Genomic DNA, 23,882 nt, shown 5'->3' with positions numbered 1-23,882 from the left:
GGCCCCGTCGTGCGCGCCCGGCTGCTCCCGCTGCTCGTCGTCCTGATGGCGGGCGTGCTGCTCGCCCTCGGCTTCCCGCTCGCCGTGAGCCTGGCCGCCGGCCAGCAGCAGCGCGTGGTCGTGGACCGGATCGACGACAGTGCCCGCTTCGCCGCCCTCGCCCAGTTCGTCATCGACGCCGAGGGCTCCGGGTCCACCGGCGCCGCCGACCGGCACGACACCCTCCAGCTCGAACTCGCCCGCTACCAGCAGCTGTACGGCATCCGGGTCGGCATCTTCTACCGCGACGACAACGCCATGGCCCGGGCCCCCGGCTGGTGGCAGCTCCCGGAGACGGAAGATGCCCGCCAGGCCTTCAGGGAGGCCCTCGCCGGGCGGCGCAGCCACGACCCCGCCCAGGTGTGGCCCTGGCAGACCCACGGCAAACTCCTCGTTGCCTCCCCGGTCGTCCTCGACGGCGACGTCGTCGCGGTCGTCGTCACCGAGTCGCCCACCGACCAGATGCGGGCCCGGATCCTGAGCGGCTGGCTGCTGATCGTCGCCGGGCTCGGCGCCGCCATGCTGGTCGCCTTCGGCGCCGCCCTGCGGCTCACCAGCTGGGTGCTCAAGCCCGTACAGACCCTGGACGCGGCCGCCCACGGCATCGCCACCGGGCGGATGAACTCCCGGGTCGCGGCGGCCGGCGGGCCCCCGGAACTCCAACGCCTGGCCCACTCGTTCAACGAGATGGCCGACAACGTGGAAGAGGTCCTGGAGCAGCAGCGGGCGTTCGTCGCCGACGCCTCCCACCAGCTGCGCAACCCGCTCGCGGCGCTGCTCCTGCGGATCGAGCTGCTCGCCCTCGAACTGCCCGAGGGCAACGAGGAGATCGCCTCCGTGCGGACCGAGGGCAAGCGCCTGACCCAGGTCCTCGACGACCTGCTGGACCTGGCGCTGGCCGAGCACACCTCCGCCGAGCTCAGCCTGACCGACATCGCAGCGCTGACCGCCGAACGGGTGACCGCCTGGCGGCCGTACGCCGAGGAGAAGGGCGTACGGCTCACCGAGACGGGCCGGGCCGCCGTCACGGGCTGGAGCGACCCCATCGCGCTCTCCAGCGCGCTCGACGCCGTCATCGACAACGCCCTCAAGTTCACCCCTGAGGGGGAAGAGGTCGAGGTGTCGGTCGCCGCGGCCGGGCCCTTCGTGCAGGTCGTCGTCGCCGACCGCGGTCCCGGTCTGACCGACGAGGAGCTGCTCCGCGTCGGCGACCGGTTCTGGCGCAGCGGCCGCCACCAGAACATCAAGGGCTCCGGGCTCGGCCTGTCGATCTCCCGGGCCCTGCTCGCCGCGGGGGGCGGGTCCCTCTCGTACGAGACGAACCCGCCGCACGGGCTGCGGGTGACGGTGGCCGTCCCGCGCAGCGATCCGCACACGTCCTGAGCACTGCCGCTGCGGGGCCGGTCAGGCGGATCCGGCCCACGGGAGGGTGGTGCCGGCGGGGGCGGAGGCCGTGTACAGCTCGTCCACGGCCCGGACCTCGAAGGCGGCCGCCCGCTCCCGGCCAGCGCGGGTGACGGCCGGGAGGTGGAGGGCCGTGCCGCAGGTGCCGCCGAGGAAGCGGCGGGTGCCGTCCGGGAGCAGGCGGTACAGCTCGTAGTGGCGGACCGGTCCGGCTGCCCGGCGCCAGGACAGTCGCACGGAGGCCTTGCCGTCCTGCTGGGTCTGGGCGTCCACGGTCAGCGCACTCGGAGACGCCGGGCGCCGCCGCGCGGTGTCGTCGCGTACCGACAGGGCGCCGAGCCGCCAGGACACGGCCGTGTTCCCGCGGGCCGTGATCCGTACGGCAAGCCCGTACGCGGTCCGGCCCGCCAGGGACGAGAGCCCGACCCGGGAGGTGCGCCAGCCGCCCTGGCCGGAGCCCTGGGCCTGCGTCTTCAGCCAGGTGTACGGGACCGGCTCGCCCGGGGCGGCCGGCTCGCGCGTGGCCACGCCCACCTCGACGGTGAGCGCGCCCGCCTCGGTGGCGTGCACCAGCTCCAGCACGGTGGAGCCGGTCAGGGGCAGCCGGGTCGCGTGCAGCCCGACCGCGGCCGGAGCGGTGAGTCTGCCCGCCACGAGGAGGCTGGAGCCGCCGCGCCAGGCCTTCGCGAAGTCCAGGCCGACGGTCGGGCGCGGCCCGGCGCTCTGCACGGCCCAGCGGCGGCCCGGGAGCCGGTCCTGGAGCCCGAGGTGGTTCCAGGCGCTGTCGGAGATGACCTTGCCGCCCTCGTACCAGCGCTCCCCGTGCCCGGTGTTGAAGGCGCAGGCGAAGGGCAGGGCGGCGACGGTGGACCGGTCCGCGACGGCGGTGGCGGGCGCCCGCCAGGTGCTCTCGGGCGCGGGGTGCAACGGGTCCAGGGACTCGCCCGTCCAGAACCGGTCGTCGGCGCGGTGGAAGGCGCCGGGGGAGCGGTCGGTGAGGTGGTTGCGCGTCCACTCGGGGCGGTAGAAGCCGATGCTGACGACGTGGTCGCGGTCGCGCGGGATGATCGCATCCCAACGGACGGTGGAATTCCAGCCGTTGGACTCCATGTCGAGCGCCGCCCACAGCTCGCGGCGGGAGCGGCCCAGCCGGTCGGCGAGCGCGCCGGAGGCGGCCAGGGTCTGCTGCGTCCAGCGGAAGTCGACGAACATCGTGTCCGCGACCCGGCCCGCCCGGTCCTCGAAGAACTCCTGGTTGAGCTGGTTGAGCGCGCCCTGCCAGCCGACCCGGCCGGTGCTGTTCATGGCGTCGTACCAGGTGATCCGCAGGCCGTGCGGGGATCCGGCTGCCCGCAGGGCGCGCAGGAACTCCCGCATCCGGGCGGCGAGCGAGCTGTCCCCGCCGTCGGTCTCGGCGTTCACGAACCAGCCGTCGAACCCGTACGTCCGCGCCACCTGGACGAGCTTCTCGGCGATCGGGAACCGGCCGAGGGCGTCCTGCTGCACCAGGTCCCGCGTCCACCGGAGGTCGCCGCCGTACGCGACGGGCGGCAGGAAGATGTTGCCCAGCACCGGGACGCCGTTGCGGTGGGCCGCGTCGACCACGGGCGCGTTCGGGGCGAGCACGATGCCCTCGCCGGAGGAGCCGCCCCAGAACACCAGCTCGTCGAGGTACGCCCAGTGCGTCAGCGCGTAGTGGTCGGCGGTCGCGGAGCCCTGGGAGGGGTTCTGGGCGGTGGGCCCGAAGGACACGAGGGAGGAGATCCGCGCTTGGCCACTGCGCGCGCCCGCGTTCGGCGGCACCGGGGTGAAGCGGGGCGCGAGCGGCACGGTCGCGGTGTTGTAAGCGAGGTCCGGGTCGGACTCGGGGGTCCACTGCTTCAGCGAGCGCCAGGTGATGCCCGGGCCGGGGGAGCCCTGGGGGAGCGAGTCGGGGAACCAGTACGAGGCGTACGGGGCCAGGTCGGCCGGGGACGGGGTGGCGTCGGCCCGAGTGCCCGGAGCGGTTGCTGCGGCCTGGGCTCTCGTGGTCGCGCCGGTGGCGCCGAGCAGCGCGGCGGCCCCCGCCCCGGCTCCGGCGGCGAGCACCCCGCGCCGGGTCGGCGGCGCCGTACGGGCCGAATGCATCGGAGGTGCCGGAGGTGCCGTAGGTGCCGTACGGAGGGAACGTGCGGTGCGAGGGTCGGCGCCGTTGCCGGTCTCGGACATGCGGGGCTCCTCGGTGACGGGTGACGGGTGACGGGTGACGGGTGACGGGTGACGGGTGACGTGGCGATCGTCAGGTGACGTCGGGCACGCGCAGCACCTCGGTGATGCCGCGCGCGGACAGATGGGCGGGGTCCTCGGCGAGCTCCGCCAGGACCACCGCAGGGCGGACCCCCTGGGCCGTCAGCGCCGCCCAGGCCTCGAAGAACGCCCCGCCGGGGGCGCACACCGACCGCCTCGGCGCGGCCCCCGCCCCGCCGACGTCCACGGCCAGCGCGGTGGACCGGACGGCCGGGCGGTGCTCCCGGCCCCGCCACTCCGCGGCGATCCGGGCGACGGCGGCGCCGGCCGGCTTGGCCTTGCGGTCGTTGGTGAGCAGTCCGAGCCCGTACTCCAGCTCCGGGAAGTCCGCGAGCTCCCGGGACACGTCGTGCGAGCACCACCAGGTCACGCCCCACAGGTCCGGGCAGTCCAGCACGTTCGCCACGGTCGCCTCGGTGAAGGCGGCCGCGTGCTCCGCCGGGATCAGCGGCGCGGGCGCCCCGACCTCCTGGAGCCACACCGGCCGGTGCGGATCGAGCGCCCAGGCCTTCGATAGTTCGACCAGGTACGCGGCGTGGTGCTCGGTCGCCGTCCCGGTCCGGCCGTGGCGCTGCGCGGTGCCGTTGAACACCCACGAGTGCACGGCCGTGGCCGCGCCCAGCCGGGCCGCCTGCGCGACCGTGAAGGGGTGCCCGTCCTGGTACCAGGCGGCGTCGTACTCGGCGTGCAGGTGGAAGCGGCCCGGGGCACCCCTCTCGCAGGCCGCGAGCATCCGCTCCAGCCAGCGGCCCGCCTGCTCGCGGGTGATCCGGTCCGGGTCAGGGTGCGGGGCGTCGGAGAACTGGTTGATCTCGTTGCCGACGGTCATGCCGAGGAAATTGGGCCGGTCGGCGAGGGCGGCGGCCAGCGTGCGCAGGTACTCCTCCTGCCCGGCGACGACGTCCGGGTCGGTGAAGATGTTCCGCCGGTGCCAGGTCCCGGTCCACGCGGGCAGGAAGTCGAAGCTCGACAAGTGCCCTTGCAGACCGTCCACGCCGACGTCGAGCCCGCGCTCGGCGGCCGCGTCGGCGAGCGCGACGAGCTGTTCGACGGCGCGCGGCCGGATGAGCGTCCGGTTCGGCTGGAACACCGGCCACAGCGGGAAGACCCGTACGTGGTCCAGGCCGAGCGCGGCGACCGAGTCGAGGTCGGCCCTGACCTCGTCGAGGTCGAAATCGAGCCAGTGGTGGAACCAGCCGCGTGCCGGGGTGTAGTTGGCGCCGAAACGGAGCGGACGAGGGGCGGATTCGTCGTACACAAGGCGTCCTGGAGTTCTCGGAAATGCGCCGGGTGACGCACAACCTGCCGGGTGTCACGGGGTAAGTCAACAGCGCCTCCAGAACGGGAACTTATGCGCTTCAGTCCCGTTGACAGAAGGGCTCCGGCCCTCCCAAGCTGATCGAGCTAATGCGGTTTAGTTCTGCCACAGGAAAGCGTGCGGAAATGGACAGCGGTATTTCGGTCACCGAGGTCGCCACCCCGGCCCTCTTTACCGGTTCTGCGCAAAGCCCGGCGCAGGTGGTCCGCGTGCGGATCCGCAGGGAGCGTCCGGCCGGCCCGCTGTACGTCACCGTGCACGGCCCCGGAGTCGGCACCCCGCACCCGCGCATCCTGCGCGCCGACACCGCCGACGCGTGGGGCACCGCCGACGTATGGGACACCGCCGGTGCCGGGACCGGCGCGGCGGTGGAGTCCACCGTCGAGGTCGCCGTCCGCACGGGCGGCGCCGCGCCGGGGGCCGTACTGCCCGCCACCGCCCGCGTCGCCACCCCCGACGGGCGGCCGCTCGCCGAGCTGCCGTTCGGCCTGGCCGTCGCCGAGCCGGGCTGGACCGTCCGGCTCGTCCCGCACTTCCACTACGACCCCCTGTGGTGGAACACCCAGGCCGCGTACACCGCCCTGTGGGACGCCCCGCTGCGGCCCGGCGAGCCCGAGCGCGGCTGGGAGTACACCGGCGTCCCCGCCTTCACCCTGATCCCGCTCCACCTGCAACAGGCGCGCGAGGATCCCGCGTACCGCTTCGTGCTCTCCGAGATCGACTACCTCAAGCCGTACTGGGACAGCCGTCCCGAGGACCGCGCCGAGCTGCGCGCCCTGATCGCCGGGGGCCGCGTCGAGATCGTCGGCGGCACGTACAACGAGCCCTCCACCAACCTCACCTCCGCCGAGAGCACCATCCGCAGCGCCGTCCACGGACTCGCCCTGCACCGCGGCACCCTCGGCGCCGACCCGCGCACCGCCTGGCAGCTCGACGTGTTCGGCCACGACCCGTCCTTCCCCTCCCTGATGGCCGGCGCCGGGCTCGACTCCGCCGTCCTCGCCCGCGGCCCGCACCACCACTGGGGCCCGATGCAGGACACCTGGGGCGACGCGCTCCGGGCCCCGTCCGCGATGCAGCTGCCCGCCGAGTACGAGTGGATCGCGCCCGACGGCCGGGGGCTGCTGCTGCACTACCTGCCCGCGCACTACTCGGCCGGCTGGCCCTCCCACCAGGCCCCGGACGCCGAGGCCGCCGCCGGGCAGCTGCTCGAGCTGTATGAACTGCTGCGGACCGGCGCCGCAACGCGGAACGTCCTGATCCCGATGGGCACCGACTTCTCCTGGCCGCACCGCTGGGGCCCGGACGTGCAGCACGCCTGGAACCGCCGCTACTGCTGGCCGCGCATGGAGCACTCCGGCCCGCGCGCCCACTTCGAGGCCGTCCGCGCCGAACTGGCCGCCCGCGGGGAGCGGCCGCTGCCGGTGACCCGGGAGATGGGCCCGGTGTACACCGGCAAGGACGTCAGCTACGCCGATGTGAAACAGGCCCACCGGGCTGCCGAGAACCTGCTCGAACAGGCCGAGACCTTCACCGCGCTGGCCTGCGCGGAAGGGCTGCTGGACTACCCGGAGCAGACCCTCGCCAAGGCCTGGCGGCACCTGCTGCACGCCGCGCACCACGACGCGGTCACCGGGACCTTCTCCGACCAGGTGTACCTGGACCTGCTCCCGGCCTGGCGGGAGGCCCACGAACTGGCCGCCTCCGTACGGGAGGAGGCACTGCGCGCGCTGACCCGGGCGGCCGACACCCGTGGGCCGGGCGCCCTCGCCGTGACCGTCCACAACCCGGTGTCCTGGACGCGGACCGACCTGGTCCGTACGACCGTGGACCTCGCGGAACTGGGCCTGGGCGCGGGCGTGGAGGAGGCCCGGCGCATCACGGTCCTGGACGCCGAGGGGCGCGGCGCGGCCGTCCACCTCGAAGCCGTGGCCGGCCGCCGGGCGGAGCTGGCCTTCCTGGCCGTCGACGTGCCGCCGCTGGGGCACCGCACCTGGTGGCTCGCCGCCGCCCCGTCGCCCGTCTCCGGCGGCTGGGAGCCGGCGGCAGGCCTGGCCGTCGAGAACGCGTACTTCCGGGCGGAAGCCGATCCCGCGCGGGGCGGCGGCCTCGCCCGGCTGCTGGACCGGCGTACGGGGGACGAGCTGCTGACGCCGGGTGAGGTGGACGAGCTCGTCGTACAGGAGGAGTACGACCAGCACCCCTTCTTCGGGGAGGGCCCCTGGCATCTGCTGCCCAAGGGGCCCGGCACCGGCTCGGGCAGCGCGCCCGCCGACTCCTGCCGCGTGGAGCGGGGCCCGCTGGGGGCGCGGATCGTGGCCTCCGGGCGCACCGGCCCGGTCCGCTGGACCCGGACCACGACCCTGTGGGAGGGCCTCGACCGGGTCGAACTCACCACCACCGTGCACGAGTTCAGCGGCTCCGACCGGCTGCTGCGGCTGCGCATCCCGGCCGACGTGCCCGGGGCGCTGCCCGTCGCGGAGACGGCGGCCGCGGTGGTGGGGCGCGGGTTCGCGTTCCCCGAGGCGGATGCGGGGGCCGACCGCACGCGGGCTCCGTGGACCCTGGACAGCCCGTGCCTGAACTGGTTCGGGCTCTCGGCGCCGCTGGTGGTGGGCGGTGGCCGGGGCGGGGGTCCGGGCCGGGCGGTGGGAGCCGGCGAGATCGTGCTCCCGGACGCGGGAACTCCCGACGGCCTGCGGGAGTTGGTCGTCGCGCTCGCCCGGTACGGGGTCACCGCCACCCCGACCCGGCCGGGCGGCCCGCGCTGGGGCGACCTGGCCGCGGACAGCAGCCTCCCGGACTTCCGGATCGCACTCGGCGGCCCCGAGCGGAACACCTTCACGGCGGCGGTGCTGGCGGCGGCCGATCCCGCGTACGAGAAGGCCGTACGAGAACACGCACAGGTCTGGGTACCGGCTCGGGCCGGGCTCCGCGCACTGTGGAGCCCCGGCTGCGACCTGACCGGCATCCGGGACCTGCCGGTCCTGGTGCTCGCCGGGCCGGCGGGGGAGGCCGCGTCGGCCGTCGCCGCGTCGGGCCGGCTCGAGGCCGTGGACCCGCCGGCCGGGGCGGCCGCGCCCGAAGCCCCGTACCCCGGCCCGCCCGAAGCCCCGTACGCCGGCCGGACCGTCGGGATCCTGGTCAAGGGGACGCCCGGCTTCGCCGTGGACACCGGGGGCCGGCTGCACGGCAGCCTGATGCGCTCCTGCACGGGCCGGCCCGCCGGGGAGTGGATGGACCCGCCGCGGCGTACGGCCCCGGACGGCAGCTCCTTCCAGCTCCAGCACTGGACCCACGTCTTCGAGCACGCGCTGGTCGCGGGGTGCGGGGACTGGCGGGAGACCGATCTGGTCCGCCGGGGCCGTGAGTTCAACAAGCCGCTGACCGCCGTCACCGCCGCGCCGGACGCCGGCCCGCAGCCGCCCGCCCGGTCACTGCTCGGCGTCGAACCCGCCGACCGGGTCCTGATCGAGGCGGTCAAGCGCGCGGCCGGCGGCTCGGGCGCTCTGGCGGTCCGGCTGCACGAGACCCACGGCCGCCCGGCGCAGGTCCGGCTGCACTGGCCCGCGGCCCCCGCCGCCGAGGCGGATCTGCTGGACCGCCCCCGCGGCCCCTTCCCCGGCGGGGTCGGCGGCGCGGCGACGACGACCGTACTGCTGCCGGCCGCGTCCGGCATGCCGCTGCGGCAGGGCGAACGCGAGCCGCACCAGCCGGTGTTCAGCCGGTACTGGCTCCACAACACGGGAACGGCGCCGCTGGGCGACGCGCCGTACGCGGTGACCTGCACGGGCGTCCCGGCCGACGCCGAGGTGACGGTCGCGGCGCACGGCGAAGGCGCCTGCGGCCCGGTCGGGCTGGAGGTCCGGGCCCCCGAGGGCTGGCAGGCCTCCTGGACCCGGCGCACGGTCGAACTGCCGCCCGGCGGCTACGAGCGGCTCCCGCTGGCGGTGACCCCCGCGGCCGGTGCCCGGCCCGGCACCCACCTGGTCCGCATCCTCGCGAGCACCCCGGCGGGGGAGTTCGAGGACGTCCTCGCCGTCGATGTGCCCGGCGACCCGGACGCCCCTCCCGCGCTGTGGGTGGAGGCGCCCGATCCCGAGGTGGAGGTGGCCCCCGGCGGGCGGGCCCTCGTACGGGCCCGGATCGGCAGCACCGGGATCCGGAGCCCGCTGACGGGCCGGGCGTACGCCGTATCCCCGTACGGGACCTGGCAGTTCACCGGCCCCGCCGGACAGCCCGTGCACGTACCGGCGGACCATCCGGCGGAGGTGGAGTTCGAGCTCCGGCCGCCGCCGGGAGCCGTGCCGGGCACGTACTGGATGCTGGTCAAGGCGGCCTGCCAGGGCAGGATCGCGTACGGTCCCGCCATCGCCGTCCGCGTATCCGGCGTGCCCGACGTACCCCAGGGATGAAGAAGAGGCAGGCAGGCCATGGCCCGCAGACCCACCATCAAGGACATCGCCCGCCGGGCCGGGGTGTCCGAGAGCGCCGTGTCCTTCGCGCTCAACGACCGGCCCGGCGTGTCCCGGGACACCCGCGCCCGGATCCGCCGGGTCGCCGAGGAACTCGGCTGGCAGCCCAACAGCGCCGCCCGCGCCCTGTCCGGCGAACGCTCCGGCGCGGTCGGACTGGTGCTCGCCCGGCCCGCGCAGACCCTCGGCGTCGAGTCCTTCTTCCTCCAACTGGTCTCCGGCATCCAGGAGGTGCTGTCCGCGGGCCGGGTCGCCCTGCTCTTCCAGGTCGTGGACGGCATCGACGCCGAATGCGCCGTCTACCGCCGCTGGTGGGCCGAGCGGCGCGTGGACGGGGTCCTCGTCGTCGACCCGCGTACGGACGACCCGCGCCCGGAGCTCCTCGCACAGCTCGGCCTCCCGGCGGTCATGATCGGCGCAGCGGGCGGGACCGGCCCCCTTCCGTCGGTCCGGGCCGACGGAAGCGGAACCGGCCCCTTGTCCCCTGTTGGGGCCGACGGAGACGGAACCGGCCCCTTGTCCTGCGTCTGGGCCGACGACGCCCGGGCCATGGCCCAGGTCCTGGACCACCTGTACGGGCTGGGCCACCGCCGGATCACCCACATCGCCGGGCTGCCCGGCCTCGCCCACACCGCCCGCCGGATGGACTCGCTGCGCACCGAGGCCGAGGCGCGCGGGCTCGGCCCGGAGCACGTGCGCTCGGTGGTCACCGACTACTCCGACGCCGAGGGGGCGGCCGCCACCCGCCGGGTCCTCGCCGAGCCCGAACCGCCGACCGCGCTCGTCTACGACAACGACGTGATGGCGGTGGCCGGCATCGCCGTCGCCGCCGAGCTGGGCATCGCGGTCCCCGGCCGGATCTCCATGGTCGCCTGGGACGATTCCCCGCTGTGCCGGGTCACCCACCCCCGGCTCACCGCCCTCGTACGCGACACCGCCGGCTTCGGCCGGCTCGCCGCCGAGGAGCTCCTCGCCGTACTCGTCGGGAGCCCGCCGCGGGCCCGCGAGAGCGAGCAGCCCCGGCTGGAGCCCCGGGAGAGTACGGCCCCGCCGCCGGCCGCATACTGAATCCGACCCCTTCCTGGAGCCGCTGCCGTGACGAGTCCCCACCCCGCCTTCCCCGCACCGCGGGCCACCGCCTCGGCCACCGGCCTGACGGTCGCGATCGACATCGGCGGTACGAAGATCGCCGGCGCCCTGGTGCACCCCGACGGCACGATGACGGCCACCACCCGCCGCCCGACCCCGCGGGGCGCGGACGGCGACGCGGTCTTCGTCGCCGTCGCCGAGGTCGTCGCCGACCTCGCGGCCTCCCCGCTCTGGCCTTCGGCGGTCCGCTGCGGGATCGGCAGCGCGGGCCCCGTGGACGCCTCCCGCGGCACGGTGAGCCCGGTCAACATCGGGGCGTGGCGGGAGTTCCCGGTCCAGGCCCGGATCGAGGCCGAACTGGCCCGGCACGGCGCGGCCCTCCCCACCGTGCTCGCCGGCGACGGACCGGCGATGACCGCCGCCGAGCACTGGCTGGGCGCGGCCCGGGGGCACGCGAACGCCCTGTGCATGGTGGTCTCCACCGGGGTGGGCGGCGGGCTGATCCTGAACAACCAGCTCCACCCCGGCCCCACGGGCAACGCGGGCCACATCGGCCACATCAGCGTGGCCTTCGACGGTGAGCCGTGCGTCTGCGGGGGCCACGGCTGTGTGGAGTCCATCGCCTCGGGCACCGCCATCGCCCGGTGGGCCAAGGCCCAGGGCTGGACCCCGGCGAGCCCGGACGGGGACGTCACCGCAGCGGGTGTGGCCGTGGCCGCCGAGGCAGGGGACCCGGTCGCCGTGGCCGCCTTCGACCGGGCGGGCCGCGCCCTGGCCGCCGCCATCGCAGCCACCGCGACCCTCGTTGAAACGGACATCGCGGTCATCGGCGGGGGCGTCGCCACCTCGGGCGACACCCTGTTCGCACCGATCCGCGCACACCTGGCGGACTACGCCGCGCTCTCGTTCGTGAGGGGCCTGCAGGTGGTCCCGGCGGCCCTGGGCACCCACGCGGGACTGATCGGCGCGGCTGCGGCGGCGCTGATGCTGCTGCCCGCCGCGTGAGCGCTGAGTGAGCGCTGCGTGAGCGTCCCTACGGTTCGCCGTCCTACGGCTTGACCGAGCGGTAGTACCGCTGGGCCCCTTCGTGCAGGTCCAGCGGGTCCGTGTAGATCGCGGTGCGCAGGTCCACCAGCTGCGCCGCGTGCACCTCGTGCCCGATCCGGTCGCGGCTGAGGATCACCGTCCGAGTGAACTGCTCGGTCAGCTCCGGGTCCTTCTCCTCGGTGGTGACCAGCAGGTTCGGTACGGCCAGGGTCGCCACCGCCGAGGTGTTCCGGGCCCGGGTGTACGCGTCCTGGGGCATCACCGCCGCCCGGTAGTACCGCGCGGGGCTCCCACTCGCCTGGAGGGCCTCCACCAGGTCGCCGAGCTGCACGAGCCGGATCTCGAACCGGTCCGACAGCTCGCGCACGGCGTTCGTCGGCAGGCCGCCGGACCAGAAGAACGCGTCGATCCGACCGGCCTCCAGCTCCGCCGGCATGGTGTCGATGCCGATGGACACCGGGGTGATGTCGCGCGCCGGGTCCAGCTTGGCCGCCTTCAGCAGCCGCTCCGAGATCAGCCGCACCCCGGATCCCGGCTGGCCGATCGCGACCCGCTTGCCCTTCAGGTCCCGCGCCGACTGCACCGTCGAGCCCGCCGGCACCACCAGCTGCACGTAGTCGTCGTACAGCCGCGCGACGCCGCGCAGCCGGTCCGCGCCCGGCTTCCCGTCGGCCCGGTACTTGGAGACCGCGTCGGCGGTGGCGATGGTGAAATCGGCCTCCCCGGAGGCCAGTCGCTGGAGGTTCTCCTGCGAGCCCTGGCTGGGCTCCAGCCGTACCTTCATTTCGGGCATGTCCTGGGCGAGGGCCTGCTCCAGCAGCTGGCCGTAGCGGTGGTAGACGCCGGTACGGACGCCCGTGCTGAAGCTCAGCCCGCCCTTCAGCTCCGGCTCGCCGAAGGGCTTCAGCCACCAGGCGAGCAGCGCGAGCACCCCGAGTACGGCCACCAGCCCCCACAGGGCGGTGCGCCTGCGGATGCGGGGCGGTACGTGAGCCATGGCCGCGATCCTGCCACCGACCCGCCGCGCTGTCACGGGCGGCCCGGTCCCGGGCCCCCGGAGCCGGGGTCCGGTGCGGCCCCGGAGGCGAACCTGGTCCGCAGCTGTTCCAGCAGCCTGCGGGCCGCCGGGCCCGACGGGCCGTCCGTGGGCCAGGCCAGGGCGACCCGGCCGTGCAGCACCGGCTCGGTGATGCGCAGCGCGACCAGCCCCTGCGCGGCCCCCGACTCCGCCCCGGCCGGCACCACCGCCACCCCCAGCCCCCGCGCGGCGAGCCGCACCAGCACCCCGGGAGCCGCCGCCTCGAAGTCCACCCGCGGCGCGAACCCGGCCTCCGCGCAGGCCTGCTCCAGCACCCCGCGCAGCCCGGTTCCGCGCGGCAGGCTGATCAGCGCCCGCCCGCGCAGCGCCGCCAACGGAATCCCGCCGTCCGTGGCGTCCCGTACGAGGGGGTCGCCGGACCGCACCGCGGCCACCAGCGGTTCGTCGATCACCACCTGTACGCAGACCCCGGGAGGCGGCTCACCGCCCAGCCCGACCACCGCCAGGTCCAGCCCGCCCTGCCGGAGCGCGGCCAGCATCCGCTCCGAGGTGTCCTCGGCCAGCGCGATCTCCACCTGCGGGTGCGCGTCGTGGAAGTCTCCGAGCACCCCGACCACGTCGGAGCCGCCGACCACGGCTCCGGCCGCCCCAGGGATCAGCCCGATCGCCACCCGCCCCCGCAGCAGGCCGCGGACCTCGTCCGCCGTCCGCCGGATGCCCTCCACCGCCGCCAGCGCGGCCCGCGCGTACGAGAGCACCGCCTCGCCCGCCTCCGTCGGGGTCACCCGCCGTCCCGACCGGTCCAGCAGCCGCAGCCCCAGCTCCCGCTCCAGCTGCCCGACCTGCGCGCTCACCCCCGGCTGGGACACGTGCAGGCGAGCCCCGGCCCGGGTGAACCCGCCCTCCTCGACCACCGCCACGAAATACCGCAGCTGACCCAGTTCCATAACCACGGATTCTAGATCCGAGAAGCATCCGCTCTTGGACTTATGGCCATCGCCCCGCCCACCCTGAACCCATGACCGACATCGCCGCGGCCACCGCCGCAGAACGCCGCGAACTGGCCGACGTGCTCGACACCCTCACGCCCGATCAGTGGGACGCCCCGAGCCTCTGCGCGGGCTGGCGGGTCCGCGAGGTCGCCGCGCACATGTCGATGGGCTTCCGCTACTCGGTGCCCCGGTTCGCCGCCGAGTTCGCCAAGGCCCGCGGCAGCCTGCACCGGATGACCGACCGCACCGCCCGCCGCGACGCCGCCGCCTTCACCCCGTGCGAACTGGCGGCCCTGCTGCGCGACAACGCCGGCCACCCGTGGAAGCCCCCGGCGGGCGGGCCCACCGCCGGGCTCGCGCACGACGTGGTCCACGGCCTCGACATCACCGTCGCCCTGGGCCACCCGCGCCGGGTCCCCGCGGACCGGCTGCGCCCTCTGCTCTCCGCGATCACGCCGCGCGGCCTGAGGTTCTTCGGAGCCGACCTGACCGGCATCCGGCTGTGCGCCGACGACCTCGACTGGTCCCACGGCAGCGGAACCCCCGTACACGGGGCCGCCCAGGACCTGCTGCTCGTGCTCTTCGGGCGCCGCCTGCCCGCGGGCCGGCTGCACGGGGGGCCGGAGGGCTTCCGGGTACCGCCTACCCTTGTTGCATGACCAGCAGCAGCGACCGGAGCACGGCAGTGGACGTCAAGGGAACATACGAGGTGCGCACCTACGGGTGCCAGATGAACGTGCACGACTCCGAGCGACTGTCCGGTCTGCTGGAGGGCGCGGGCTACACGCGCGCGCCCGAGGGCTCCGACGGCGACGCCGACGTCGTGGTGTTCAACACCTGCGCCGTCCGCGAGAACGCCGACAACAAGCTGTACGGCAACCTCGGCCGGCTCGCCCCGATGAAGACCAAGCGGCCCGGCATGCAGATCGCCGTCGGCGGCTGCCTCGCGCAGAAGGACCGCGACACGATCGTCAAGCGGGCCCCCTGGGTCGACGTGGTCTTCGGTACGCACAACATCGGCAAGCTGCCCGTCCTGCTGGAGCGCGCGCGCATCCAGGAGGAGGCGCAGGTCGAGATCGCCGAGTCGCTGGAGGCCTTCCCCTCCACGCTGCCGACCCGCCGCGAGTCCGCGTACGCGGCCTGGGTCTCGATCTCCGTCGGCTGCAACAACACCTGCACCTTCTGCATCGTCCCGGCGCTGCGCGGCAAGGAGGAGGACCGCCGTCCCGGCGACATCCTCGCCGAGGTGGAGGCCCTGGTCGCCGAGGGGGTATCCGAGATCACCCTGCTCGGCCAGAACGTCAACGCGTACGGCTCCGACCTGGGCGACCGCGAGGCGTTCTCGAAGCTGCTGCGCGCCTGCGGGCAGATCGAAGGCCTGGAGCGGGTCCGGTTCACCTCACCGCACCCGCGGGACTTCACGGACGACGTGATCGCGGCGATGGCCGAGACGCCGAACGTGATGCCGCAGCTGCACATGCCGATGCAGTCCGGCTCGGACACGATCCTGAAGGCGATGCGCCGCTCGTACCGGCAGGAGCGCTTCCTCGGCATCATCGAGAAGGTCCGCGCCGCGATCCCGCACGCGGCGATCTCCACCGACATCATCGTGGGCTTCCCCGGCGAGACCGAGGAGGACTTCGAGCAGACGATGCACGCGGTGCGCGAGGCGCGCTTCGCGAACGCGTTCACCTTCCAGTACTCCAAGCGCCCCGGGACCCCGGCGGCCGACATGGACGGGCAGATCCCGAAGGAGGTCGTCCAGGAGCGCTACATGCGGCTGGTCGCCCTGCAGGAGGAGATCTCCTGGGAGGAGAACAAGAAGCAGGTCGGCCGCACGCTGGAGGTCATGGTCGCGGAGGGCGAGGGCCGCAAGGACGGTGCGACGCACCGCCTGTCCGGGCGGGCTCCCGACAACCGCCTGGTGCACTTCACGAAGCCGGAGGCGGACGTCCGTCCCGGTGACGTGGTGACCGTCGACATCACGTACGCGGCCCCGCACCACCTCCTGGCGGAGGGCCCGACGGAGTCGGTGCGCCGTACGCGGGCGGGGGACGCCTGGGAGAAGCGCAATGCGGCGCCGGCGCAGCCCCAGGGCGTCATGCTGGGCATCCCCACCCTGGGCATCCCGGCCCCCCTCCCGGTGGCCACCTCGGGCTGCGCCCTGCCGACTTCTTCCTGACCGCGTCCGGCCCCGCGGGTCCGGCCGCGAGGCCGGCCCTGCGAGAACGGGGTGGCCCGGCGGGGCCGCAATGCGGGCCGCGCGGGGCTAGGCTGCGGATCATGCTCGTTGCCGCCGCCGTCTGCCCCGCCCCGCCGCTCCTCGTGCCCGAGGTCGCCGCGGGGGCCGCCGCCGAACTCGGCGACGCCCGTACCGCCTGCTCCGACGCGCTCGCGGTGCTCGCCGCCTCCCGCCCCGACCTGCTGGTCGTCGTCGGAGCCGCCGACCAGGACCACCGCGGCCCCTACCCGCCGGGCGCCCGCGGCAGCTTCCGCGGATTCGGGGTCGAGGCCGACGTACAACTCGGGGACGGGGAGGAGGGGGCGCGCCTGCTGCCTCCGTCCCTCGCCGTCGGCGCCTGGCTGCTCGGCCGCGCCGGCTGGGGCTCCGCGCCCGTGGAGGGCCTCGGGGTCGGGGAACCGCTCGAGACCGCCCGCTGCCTGGAGGCCGGCCGGGGCCTCGCCGCGCGCGAAGGGCGCGTCGCGCTCCTCGTCATGGGCGACGGCAGCGCCTGCCGCACCCTGAAGGCCCCCGGTTACCTCGACGACCGCGCCGCCGCCTTCGACGCCGCCGCGGCCCGCGCCCTCGCCGCCGCCGACGTGGCCGCGCTCGCCGCCCTCGACACCGAGCTCGCGTACGAGCTCAAGGCCGCCGGCCGGGCCCCTTGGCAGGTGCTGGCCGGCGCCGCCGAGGGCGCGGGCCTCGACGGGCGGCTGCTGTACGAGGACGCCCCGTACGGGGTCGGCTACTTCGTCGCCGCCTGGTCCTGACCGGCGGGAACGAGAAAAGGGCGCGGGTTCCGTCGAACCCGCGCCCCCTCCTTGCGGGACCGCGTCAGGAAGCCGCCGCCGGCGGTGTCGGCCCGCCGGGGGCGTCCTTGTGCGCGATCTTGCCCAGGGCGTCCTTCGCCTTGCTCGTACCGGTCTCGATCTTGCCGTGGTACTTGCCCTTGGTCTTGGAGTCCACGGCCTGCGCCATCTTGTCGAGATTCTGGCCGATCCTGCCCTCGTGCTGCTGTGCGAGGTCGCCGACCTTGTCCTTCGCCGGAGCGAGCTTGGCCTTCAGAGTGTCCAGCAGGCCCATGGGTCACCTTCCAGTGGCGGTGGCTATGTACGGGCGCTCTCGCCGGCCTCGCTGTCCGCGGCGGCCTCCGCCGACTGCTGCTTCGGGATCTCCACGGCTTCCGCCGCAGGAGCCTCCGTCGCGGCCGGCTCGGCCTCGGTCTCGCCGACCGCAGCCTCGGACTCCGTCGTCACGTCCCCGGACGTGACCTCTGCGGTCGCATCTTGGCCCTTACGACGAAAAAGCCGATCAAAAACGCCCATGTCTACTCCTATAACGGTACTCGTGCGGGTGAAGTTCCGCCTTGTGCGGCCCGGCCTCCGCCGGGCGTACGCCCGGCGGAACCTCGCCAGGGCAACGACCCCGCCGACAGCACGTCACGTAACTCGATCGGGTACATGGCAGTGCCTTGACCGGGGGCTGCGAGACTGGGGCGGTGAGGAATGCAGCCCCCGCCCCGCGGGTCATCGCCGTCGTCGGTCCCACCGCGGCCGGAAAGTCCGATCTGGGCGTAGCCCTGGCCCGCCGTTTCGACGGCGAAGTCGTCAACGCCGACTCCATGCAGCTGTATCGGGGGATGGACATCGGCACCGCCAAGCTGACGACGCAGGAGCGCGGCGGCGTCCCGCACCACCTCCTCGACATCTGGGACGTCACGGAGACCGCGAGCGTCGCCGAGTACCAGCGCCTGGCCCGCGCCGAGATCGACAAGCTGCTCGCCCAGGGCCGTACGCCGGTCCTCGTCGGCGGATCGGGCCTGTACGTCCGCGGCGCCCTCGACGCCATGGAGTTCCCCGGCACCGACCCGGAGGTCCGGGCCCGGCTGGAGGCGGAGGTCGTGCTGCGCGGCCCCGGCGCCCTGCACGCCCGGCTCGCCGCCGCCGACCCGGCCGCCGCCCAGGCGATCCTGCCCAGCAACGGGCGCCGCATCGTCCGCGCCCTGGAGGTCATCGAGATCACCGGGAAGCCGTTCACCGCCAACCTGCCCGGCCACGAGTCGGTCTACGACACCGTGCAGATCGGCGTCGACGTGGCCCGGCCGGAGCTCGACGAGCGGATCGCGCTGCGCGTGGACCGGATGTGGGAGGCCGGGCTCGTGGACGAGGTGCGCGCGCTGGAGGCCCGGGGCCTGCGCGGCGGAGTCACCGCTTCCAGGGCGCTCGGCTACCAGCAGGTGCTGGCCGCCCTCGCCGGCGAGTGCACCGAGGACGAGGCCCGGGCCGAGACCGTCCGCGCCACCAAGCGGTTCGCCCGGCGGCAGGACTCCTGGTTCCGCCGGGACCCCCGCGTGCACTGGCTCAGCGGCGCCGTCGCCGACCGGGGGGAACTCGTCGGACTCGCGCAGTCGTTGGTCGAACGAGCGGTTACAGCCTGATCACGTGATGGCATCGGGACGCCCCGCGCGCCCGTTCGGGGCCCTGAGCCGTGCCATCATCAAATTCCGCAGGTGCGGTCACCAGCGGTGAACGACAGCGTGCGAAGTCCGAGTGGGGAGGGCGCGTGGCAATGGAGGCCGGCCCTCGCGACACCGGGCAGGACGGGACGAGACGGGAAGCGGACCCGACGCTTCTCGGGCACCTCCCAGCAGCAGCTGGGGAGTCTCCCGTGCCCGACGGCCTCGGGCTGCCCGCAGACCCGGCACGGCTGACCCCCGACGGCCCGGACGCACCGGACACCGCCGAGGCGGAGGCCGCCGCCGGTCCCGAGTTCGAGGTCGAGCTGCGGCCGCAGCGCCGGCTGCGCATCTGGCAGATCGCCCCCATCGTGATGCTGGCCGCGGCCGGCTCCCTGATGTTCGCCTTCCCGCTCGCCTTCGAGTTCGGCGACGGGGGAGCCGTGGTCGCCATGCTCGGCTTCCTCATCAGCTCCTGCGCCGGAGGCTGGGGCATGATGGCCGCGCGCCGCGTGGGCTACACCTGGCCCGGGCTCCCGCCCCGGGGCAGCGGCCGCCGCCCCGACTGGCGCATGGCAGGGCTGTACGCCCTGGTCGCGCTGGCACTCGTGGCACTGGCCGTGTACCGGGTCGCGCGGCTCCGGTAGCACCTGCCCGAAAGGCAGGCCCCGGACGCCGCCGACCTGCTCGAAGGCCCCGCTCGGTACCATGGGCGGGTGACGCAGACGAGCCTCTCCTTCCTCAAGGGCCACGGCACCGAGAACGACTTCGTGATCGTCCCGGACCCGGACAACGCCGTCGAGCTGCCCGCGACCGCCGTCGCGAAGCTCTGCGACCGGCGCGCCGGGATCGGCGCGGACGGCGTGCTGCACGTCGTCCGGTCCGCCGCGCACCCCGAGGCGGCGCACCTGGCCGACGAGGCCGAGTGGTTCATGGACTACCGCAACAGCGACGGCTCCGTCGCCGAGATGTGCGGCAACGGCGTCCGCGTGTTCGCCCGCTACCTCCAGTACGCCGGCCACGTCGAGCCCGGCGACCTCGCCGTCGCCACCCGCGGCGGCGTCAAGCGGGTCCACCTCGACAAGAGCGGCGACGTGACGGTCTCCATGGGCCGCGCCGTCCTCCCCGAGGAGCAGGTCACCGTGACGGTCGGCGAGCGCGCCTGGCCCGCCCGCAACGTCAACATGGGCAACCCGCACGCCGTCGCGTTCGTCGACAGCCTGGACCACGCCGGAACGCTGCTCGACCCGCCCCCGTTCAGCCCCGCCGAGGTCTACCCGACGGGTGTCAACGTGGAGTTCGTCGTCGACCGCGGCCCCCGGCACGTCGCCATGCGCGTCCACGAGCGCGGCTCCGGCGAGACCCGCTCCTGCGGCACCGGCGCCTGCGCCGTCGCCGTCGCCGCCATCCGCCGCGACGGAGCCGACCCGGCCGTCACCGGCGAGCCCGTCACGTACACCGTCGACCTCCCCGGCGGCACCCTCCTCATCACCGAACACCCCGACGGGCAGGTCGACATGACCGGACCGGCCGTGATCGTGGCCGCGGGCGAGTTCGACGCGGCCTGGCTCACCGAAACGGCTTTCGGCTGAAGCCTCCCTCTAATGGGTGATCCGTTTCACGCTGAGCGAGAGGCGGACTGCGCCACGTGGTGGGGTCGGTAGCATCAGGCACCGGCCCTGAGGGCTCACCCCATGCCCACCACCGCCGGTCGAAGCCGCCGGAGGTGCCCATGAGTGCAGAGGCCACGAACCCCGAAGCACGACCCGAAGCGCGCCCCGAACTCAGCAGACGGGGCCGGACCCGCCTTGACCTGCGACGACTCGGGCGCGCTGCCCTTCTCGGGCCCACGTCCCGAGACCGGCTCCCCGATGCCATCGGTCACGTCGCCGAGGCGCACCGCGCCCACCACCCGGACGCGGACCTGTCCATCCTGCGCCGCGCATACGTGCTCGCGGAGTCCTCGCACCGCGGCCAGATGCGGAAAAGCGGTGAGCCGTACATCACACACCCGCTCGCCGTCACCCTGATCCTCGCCGAACTCGGCGCCGAGACCACCACCTTGACGGCCTCTCTGCTCCACGACACCGTCGAGGACACCGAGGTGACTCTCGATCAGGTCCGCGCCGAATTCGGCGACGAGGTCTGCTTCATCGTCGACGGCGTCACCAAGGTGGAGAAGATCGACTACGGGGCGGCCGCCGAACCCGAGACCTTCCGCAAGATGCTCGTCGCCACCGGCAACGACGTCCGCGTCATGTCGATCAAACTCGCCGACCGGCTGCACAACATGCGCACCCTCGGCGTGATGCGCCCCGAGAAACAGGCGCGCATCGCCAAGGTCACCCGCGACGTCCTCATCCCGCTCGCCGAACGGCTCGGCGTCCAGGCCCTCAAGACCGAGCTGGAAGACCTCGTCTTCGCGATCCTGCACCCCGAGGAGTACGAGCACACCCGCGCGCTCATCGCGGCCCACGCCGGGGAGCGCGACCCGCTGCCCGCCATCGCCGACTCCGTCAAAGCCGTCTTGCGCGACGCCGGCATCGCCGCCCAGGTACAGGTCCGGCCCCGGCACTTCGTCTCCGTGCACCGGATCGCCCTCACACGCGGCGAGCTGCGCGGCTCCGACTTCGGCCGCGTCCTCGTGCTCGTCGGCGAGAACGCCGACTGCTACGCCGTGCTGGGCGAGCTGCACACCTGCTTCACTCCGGTCATCTCGGAGTTCAAGGACTTCATCGCCGCCCCGAAGTTCAACCTCTACCAGTCGCTGCACACCGCCGTCGCCACGCCCGAGGGGTACGTCGCCGAAGTCATCGTCCGTACCCGCCAGATGCACCGGGTCGCCGAGGCCGGCGTGGTCGCCCTCGGCAATCCGTACGCCCACGCCGCGGCGGAGGCCGCCGCACCCGCGGAGGCCGGCTCTCCGGCCGACGCCGCCGACTGCGACGAGGAGCGGGTCGACCCGACCCGGCCCGGCTGGCTGTCGCGCCTCCTCGACTGGCAGCAGTCGGCGCCCGACCCGGACACCTTCTGGAGCGTGCTGCGCGCCGAGCTGGCGCAGGACCGGGAGATCACCGTGTTCCGCGCCGACGGCGGTGCCCCCGGCACGATCAGCCTGCCCGCCGGGGCCAGCTGTATCGACGCCGCCTACGCGCAGTACGGCGAGGCGGCCCACGGCTGTATCGGCGCCCGGGTCAACGGGCGCCTCACCTCCCTGGCCTCCCGGCTGTCCGACGGGGACACCGTCCAGCTGCTGCTCGCCCAGGATGCCTCCTCGGGGCCCGCCGCCGACTGGCTGGAGCACGCCAGGACCCCTGCCGCCCGGATCGCCATCAGCAGCTGGCTCCAGGCGCATCCCGACTCGGTGAAACCCGCCACCGCGCCCGCCCGGGCACCGCTGTCCGTGGTCGGCGCCCGGGGCGGCGGCGGCAACGCGGTCGCCGACCTGCCGGACGCCACCGTACGGCTGGCCGGCTGCTGCACGCCGGTGCCGCCGGACGCCGTCGCCGGGTTCGTCGTACGGGGCGGGGCCGTCACCGTCCACCGCATCCACTGCGCGGCGGTGGCCCAGATGCGCTCGCTGGGGCGGACCTCCGTCGCCGTGCACTGGCGGGCCACGGCGGACTGCCGGGTCACCCTGCTCGCCGAATCGTTCGGCCGTCCGCACCTGCTGGCCGACCTGACCGAGGCCATCGCCCGCCAAGGGGTCGAGGTGGTCTCCGCGACCGTGGAACCGCCCGTGGAGCAGCGCGTCCGGCACACGTACACGCTGCAGCTGCCCGACGCGACCGGACTGCCGGCCCTGATGCGGGCGATGCGGGACGTTCCGGGTGTCTACGACGTGCGCCGGGCGTAGGCCGCACCGGGGCCGAGCGACGCCCGGACCCCGGCCGATCCTGGGCCGGGCCTAGTCCGCGTCGTCGCCGGAAGGTCCCGTTCGGGTGGAACCGTCGCGCGTCGTACCCGGGTGCGCGGCGGGCGCTGGTAAGCGGTGGGGGATGCAGCTCTCCTCCCCGCGCCTGCGCGCCGCCCTGCTCGCCGCGGCCTCCCTCACCCTCGTCGCCGCCGTGCTGCCCCCGCCGAAGCCGCTGGGCATCGGCGACACGCTGTTCCCGCAGCTCGGGAACCCCGGGTACGACGTCCTCTCGTACGACCTGTCCTTCACGTACAAGGACAACAAGAGCCCGCTCGACGCGGTCACCGTCATCGACGCCCGCGCCCTGGAGCCGCTGGAGCGGATCAACCTGGACTTCACCCACGGAACGGTGGCGTCCGCCGAGGTCAACGGCGAGCCGGCGCACTTCGAGAGTGCCGGGGAGGACCTCGTGCTCACCCCGGCGAGCCCCGTCGTGGCCAACGTGCCGCTGCACATCGCGATCCGGCACACCAGCGATCCGCGCGGCATCGCCGACGGGGGCTGGGTGCCCACCGACGACGGCCTGGCCATGGCCAACCAGGCCGACGCCGCCCACCGGGTCTTCCCGTGCAACGACCACCCGGCGGACAAGGCGTACTTCACCTTCCGGATCACCGCCCCCGCCGGTCTCACCGCCGTCGCCAACGGGGTGCCGGGCGCCCTCCCGGCCCCCCGGGCCGCAGGCTCGACCACCTGGACGTACCGGACCCTGCACCCGATGGCCACCGAACTCGCGCAGGTCTCCATCGGCGACTCGGCCGTCGTGGCGGGCACCGGTCCGCACGGGCTGCCGCTGCGCCACGTGGTCCCCGCCGTGGACCGGCAGCGGCTGGAGCCCTGGCTGAAGAAGACCGCCGGGCACGTCCAGTGGATGGAGCAGCGCGTCGGCCGCTACCCCTTCGAGAACTACGGCGTACTGATCGCGCGGGCGAAGACCGGATTCGAGCTGGAGACGCAGACCCTCTCGCTCTTCGAGAACGGCCTGTTCTCGGGAGCGGGCTACCCCGAGTGGTACGTGGAGGCCGTGATGGTCCACGAGCTCGCCCACCAGTGGTTCGGCGACAGCGTCACCCCGCGGACCTGGTCCGACCTGTGGCTCAACGAGGGGCACGCCACCTGGTACGAGGCCCTGTACGCGGACGGCCTCGGCAAGTACTCCATGGAGCGGCGCATGCGCGAGGCGTACCAGCGCTCCGACCAGTGGCGGGCGGCCGGCGGGCCCCCTGCCGCACCGAAGCCGGCCGCCCCCGGCGAGAAGATCGGGCTGTTCCGGCCGGTGGTCTACGACGGGGCCGCGCTGGTGCTGTACGCGCTGCGGCAGGAGATCGGCGCGAAGGCCTTCGACGTCCTGGAGCGCCGCTGGGTGGCGGAGAACCAGGACGCGATCGCCGGCACCGACGACTTCGTACGCATGGCCTCGAAGGTGGCCGGGCGCGACCTGGAGGCCTTCCTGAAGCCGTGGCTGTACGGCAAGACGACCCCGGCGATGCCCGGGCACCCGGAGTGGGGCAGCCCGAAAAGCGTGTGACCGGCAGGGAACGGGCATGTCACCATCGACAGGGCCGCACGCCAGGGGGAATCTCCCGGCGATGTGACACGTT

General features: G+C 74.4%; 18 protein-coding genes. 12 read left to right on the top strand and 6 right to left on the bottom strand.

The annotated features are described in order from the left end of the window. Positions 1 to 9 precede the first annotated feature (9 nt). Entirely contained in the window at positions 10 to 1,422 is a 1,413-nt protein-coding gene (locus OHT74_RS10775; protein ID WP_328620149.1) for a sensor histidine kinase, read from the top strand. 21 nt (positions 1,423 to 1,443) lie between these two features. Here the strand turns inward: OHT74_RS10775 and OHT74_RS10770 are convergent, their stop codons facing one another. Together OHT74_RS10770 and OHT74_RS10765 are read right to left on the bottom strand one after the other, a co-directional pair. Then, on the bottom strand, positions 1,444 to 3,570 hold the full coding sequence (locus OHT74_RS10770; protein ID WP_328623296.1) for an endo-beta-N-acetylglucosaminidase: 2,127 nt from the start codon (positions 3,568 to 3,570) through the stop codon (positions 1,444 to 1,446). 151 nt (positions 3,571 to 3,721) lie between these two features. Next, a complete protein-coding gene (locus OHT74_RS10765) occupies positions 3,722 to 4,987 on the bottom strand; it encodes a glycoside hydrolase 5 family protein (RefSeq protein ID WP_328620148.1) in 1,266 nt (421 codons plus the stop codon). A gap of 185 nt (positions 4,988 to 5,172) precedes the next feature. On the opposite strand from OHT74_RS10765, the gene OHT74_RS10760 reads away from it, so the two are divergent. Genes OHT74_RS10760 through OHT74_RS10750 form a run of 3 tightly spaced genes read left to right on the top strand, consistent with a single transcriptional unit; the run spans position 5,173 to position 11,616 of the window. After that, positions 5,173 to 9,462: an NEW3 domain-containing protein gene (locus OHT74_RS10760; protein WP_328620147.1), complete on the top strand. Its 4,290-nt coding sequence runs from the start codon at positions 5,173 to 5,175 to the stop codon at positions 9,460 to 9,462. Between the two features lie 18 nt (positions 9,463 to 9,480). Beyond that, entirely contained in the window at positions 9,481 to 10,590 is a 1,110-nt protein-coding gene (locus OHT74_RS10755) for a LacI family DNA-binding transcriptional regulator (protein WP_328620146.1), read from the top strand. A 27-nt stretch (positions 10,591 to 10,617) separates the two neighbouring features. Beyond that, positions 10,618 to 11,616 (top strand): ROK family protein, encoded by a 999-nt coding sequence (locus OHT74_RS10750; RefSeq protein WP_443047344.1) that lies wholly within the window; start codon positions 10,618 to 10,620, stop codon positions 11,614 to 11,616. 43 nt (positions 11,617 to 11,659) lie between these two features. Here the strand turns inward: OHT74_RS10750 and OHT74_RS10745 are convergent, their stop codons facing one another. Together OHT74_RS10745 and OHT74_RS10740 are read right to left on the bottom strand one after the other, a co-directional pair. Further along, the gene (locus tag OHT74_RS10745) at positions 11,660 to 12,655 is read right to left on the bottom strand and encodes a TAXI family TRAP transporter solute-binding subunit (protein ID WP_328620145.1); all 996 of its coding nucleotides are present in this window, start codon (positions 12,653 to 12,655) and stop codon (positions 11,660 to 11,662) included. A gap of 32 nt (positions 12,656 to 12,687) precedes the next feature. Then, a complete protein-coding gene (locus tag OHT74_RS10740; RefSeq protein ID WP_328620144.1) occupies positions 12,688 to 13,644 on the bottom strand; it encodes a LysR family transcriptional regulator in 957 nt (318 codons plus the stop codon). A 71-nt stretch (positions 13,645 to 13,715) separates the two neighbouring features. Between OHT74_RS10740 and OHT74_RS10735 the strand changes: the two genes are divergently transcribed. The 3 genes from OHT74_RS10735 to OHT74_RS10725 all read left to right on the top strand — a co-directional run bounded on the left by OHT74_RS10735 (position 13,716) and on the right by OHT74_RS10725 (position 16,680). Next, positions 13,716 to 14,348, top strand: a complete 633-nt coding sequence (locus OHT74_RS10735) for a maleylpyruvate isomerase family mycothiol-dependent enzyme (RefSeq protein ID WP_328620143.1) — start codon at positions 13,716 to 13,718, stop codon at positions 14,346 to 14,348. Beyond that, positions 14,345 to 15,871 carry a tRNA (N6-isopentenyl adenosine(37)-C2)-methylthiotransferase MiaB gene (gene miaB, locus OHT74_RS10730; protein ID WP_328620142.1) on the top strand — a complete coding sequence of 509 codons (1,527 nt, stop codon included), beginning with the start codon at positions 14,345 to 14,347 and terminating at the stop codon, positions 15,869 to 15,871. The genes OHT74_RS10735 and miaB overlap by 4 nt, the downstream gene beginning before the upstream one ends. Before the next feature lie 101 nt (positions 15,872 to 15,972). Beyond that, complete coding sequence (locus OHT74_RS10725) at positions 15,973 to 16,680, top strand: class III extradiol dioxygenase subunit B-like domain-containing protein (RefSeq protein ID WP_328620141.1); 708 nt, start codon at positions 15,973 to 15,975, stop codon at positions 16,678 to 16,680. A gap of 64 nt (positions 16,681 to 16,744) precedes the next feature. On the opposite strand, the gene OHT74_RS10720 is transcribed toward OHT74_RS10725, so the two are convergent. Both OHT74_RS10720 and OHT74_RS10715 read right to left on the bottom strand, forming a co-directional pair. Continuing rightward, positions 16,745 to 16,993: an antitoxin gene (locus OHT74_RS10720; protein ID WP_266663068.1), complete on the bottom strand. Its 249-nt coding sequence runs from the start codon at positions 16,991 to 16,993 to the stop codon at positions 16,745 to 16,747. A 23-nt stretch (positions 16,994 to 17,016) separates the two neighbouring features. Further along, the gene (locus tag OHT74_RS10715; RefSeq protein ID WP_323139547.1) at positions 17,017 to 17,166 is read right to left on the bottom strand and encodes a gliding motility protein; all 150 of its coding nucleotides are present in this window, start codon (positions 17,164 to 17,166) and stop codon (positions 17,017 to 17,019) included. Between the two features lie 242 nt (positions 17,167 to 17,408). Between OHT74_RS10715 and miaA the strand changes: the two genes are divergently transcribed. From miaA to OHT74_RS10690, 5 genes are all read left to right on the top strand, one after another. Next, positions 17,409 to 18,347, top strand: coding sequence for a tRNA (adenosine(37)-N6)-dimethylallyltransferase MiaA (gene miaA / locus OHT74_RS10710; protein WP_266663064.1), 939 nt, complete (start codon positions 17,409 to 17,411; stop codon positions 18,345 to 18,347). Positions 18,348 to 18,478: 131 nt separating this feature from the next. Next, positions 18,479 to 19,012, top strand: coding sequence for a hypothetical protein (locus tag OHT74_RS10705; RefSeq protein WP_266997336.1), 534 nt, complete (start codon positions 18,479 to 18,481; stop codon positions 19,010 to 19,012). A gap of 69 nt (positions 19,013 to 19,081) precedes the next feature. After that, complete coding sequence (dapF, locus tag OHT74_RS10700) at positions 19,082 to 19,957, top strand: diaminopimelate epimerase (RefSeq protein ID WP_328620140.1); 876 nt, start codon at positions 19,082 to 19,084, stop codon at positions 19,955 to 19,957. A 140-nt stretch (positions 19,958 to 20,097) separates the two neighbouring features. Then, positions 20,098 to 22,221: a RelA/SpoT family protein gene (locus OHT74_RS10695; RefSeq protein ID WP_266663058.1), complete on the top strand. Its 2,124-nt coding sequence runs from the start codon at positions 20,098 to 20,100 to the stop codon at positions 22,219 to 22,221. 142 nt (positions 22,222 to 22,363) lie between these two features. Next, positions 22,364 to 23,809, top strand: coding sequence for a M1 family metallopeptidase (locus OHT74_RS10690; protein ID WP_266663056.1), 1,446 nt, complete (start codon positions 22,364 to 22,366; stop codon positions 23,807 to 23,809). Positions 23,810 to 23,882: the final 73 nt, after the last annotated feature.

It is taken from the genome of Streptomyces sp. NBC_00354, assembly GCF_036106915.1.
GTDB lineage: Bacteria > Actinomycetota > Actinomycetes > Streptomycetales > Streptomycetaceae > Streptomyces.
This window is presented reverse-complemented; position numbering and strand designations above follow the sequence as displayed.

Bases quoted from the DNA above. Each gene is read 5' to 3' on its own strand.
- OHT74_RS10770 (WP_328623296.1), bottom strand. From the start codon at position 3,570: ATGCATTCGGCCCGTACGGCGCCGCCGACCCGGCGCGGGGTGCTCGCC.
- OHT74_RS10760 (WP_328620147.1), top strand. From the start codon at position 5,173: ATGGACAGCGGTATTTCGGTCACCGAGGTCGCCACCCCGGCCCTCTTT.
- OHT74_RS10755 (WP_328620146.1), top strand. From the start codon at position 9,481: ATGGCCCGCAGACCCACCATCAAGGACATCGCCCGCCGGGCCGGGGTG.
- OHT74_RS10745 (WP_328620145.1), bottom strand. From the start codon at position 12,655: ATGGCTCACGTACCGCCCCGCATCCGCAGGCGCACCGCCCTGTGGGGG.
- OHT74_RS10740 (WP_328620144.1), bottom strand. From the start codon at position 13,644: ATGGAACTGGGTCAGCTGCGGTATTTCGTGGCGGTGGTCGAGGAGGGC.
- OHT74_RS10735 (WP_328620143.1), top strand. From the start codon at position 13,716: ATGACCGACATCGCCGCGGCCACCGCCGCAGAACGCCGCGAACTGGCC.
- miaB (WP_328620142.1), top strand. From the start codon at position 14,345: ATGACCAGCAGCAGCGACCGGAGCACGGCAGTGGACGTCAAGGGAACA.
- OHT74_RS10725 (WP_328620141.1), top strand. From the start codon at position 15,973: ATGCTCGTTGCCGCCGCCGTCTGCCCCGCCCCGCCGCTCCTCGTGCCC.
- OHT74_RS10720 (WP_266663068.1), bottom strand. From the start codon at position 16,993: ATGGGCCTGCTGGACACTCTGAAGGCCAAGCTCGCTCCGGCGAAGGAC.
- OHT74_RS10705 (WP_266997336.1), top strand. From the start codon at position 18,479: ATGGAGGCCGGCCCTCGCGACACCGGGCAGGACGGGACGAGACGGGAA.
- OHT74_RS10695 (WP_266663058.1), top strand. From the start codon at position 20,098: ATGAGTGCAGAGGCCACGAACCCCGAAGCACGACCCGAAGCGCGCCCC.
- OHT74_RS10690 (WP_266663056.1), top strand. From the start codon at position 22,364: ATGCAGCTCTCCTCCCCGCGCCTGCGCGCCGCCCTGCTCGCCGCGGCC.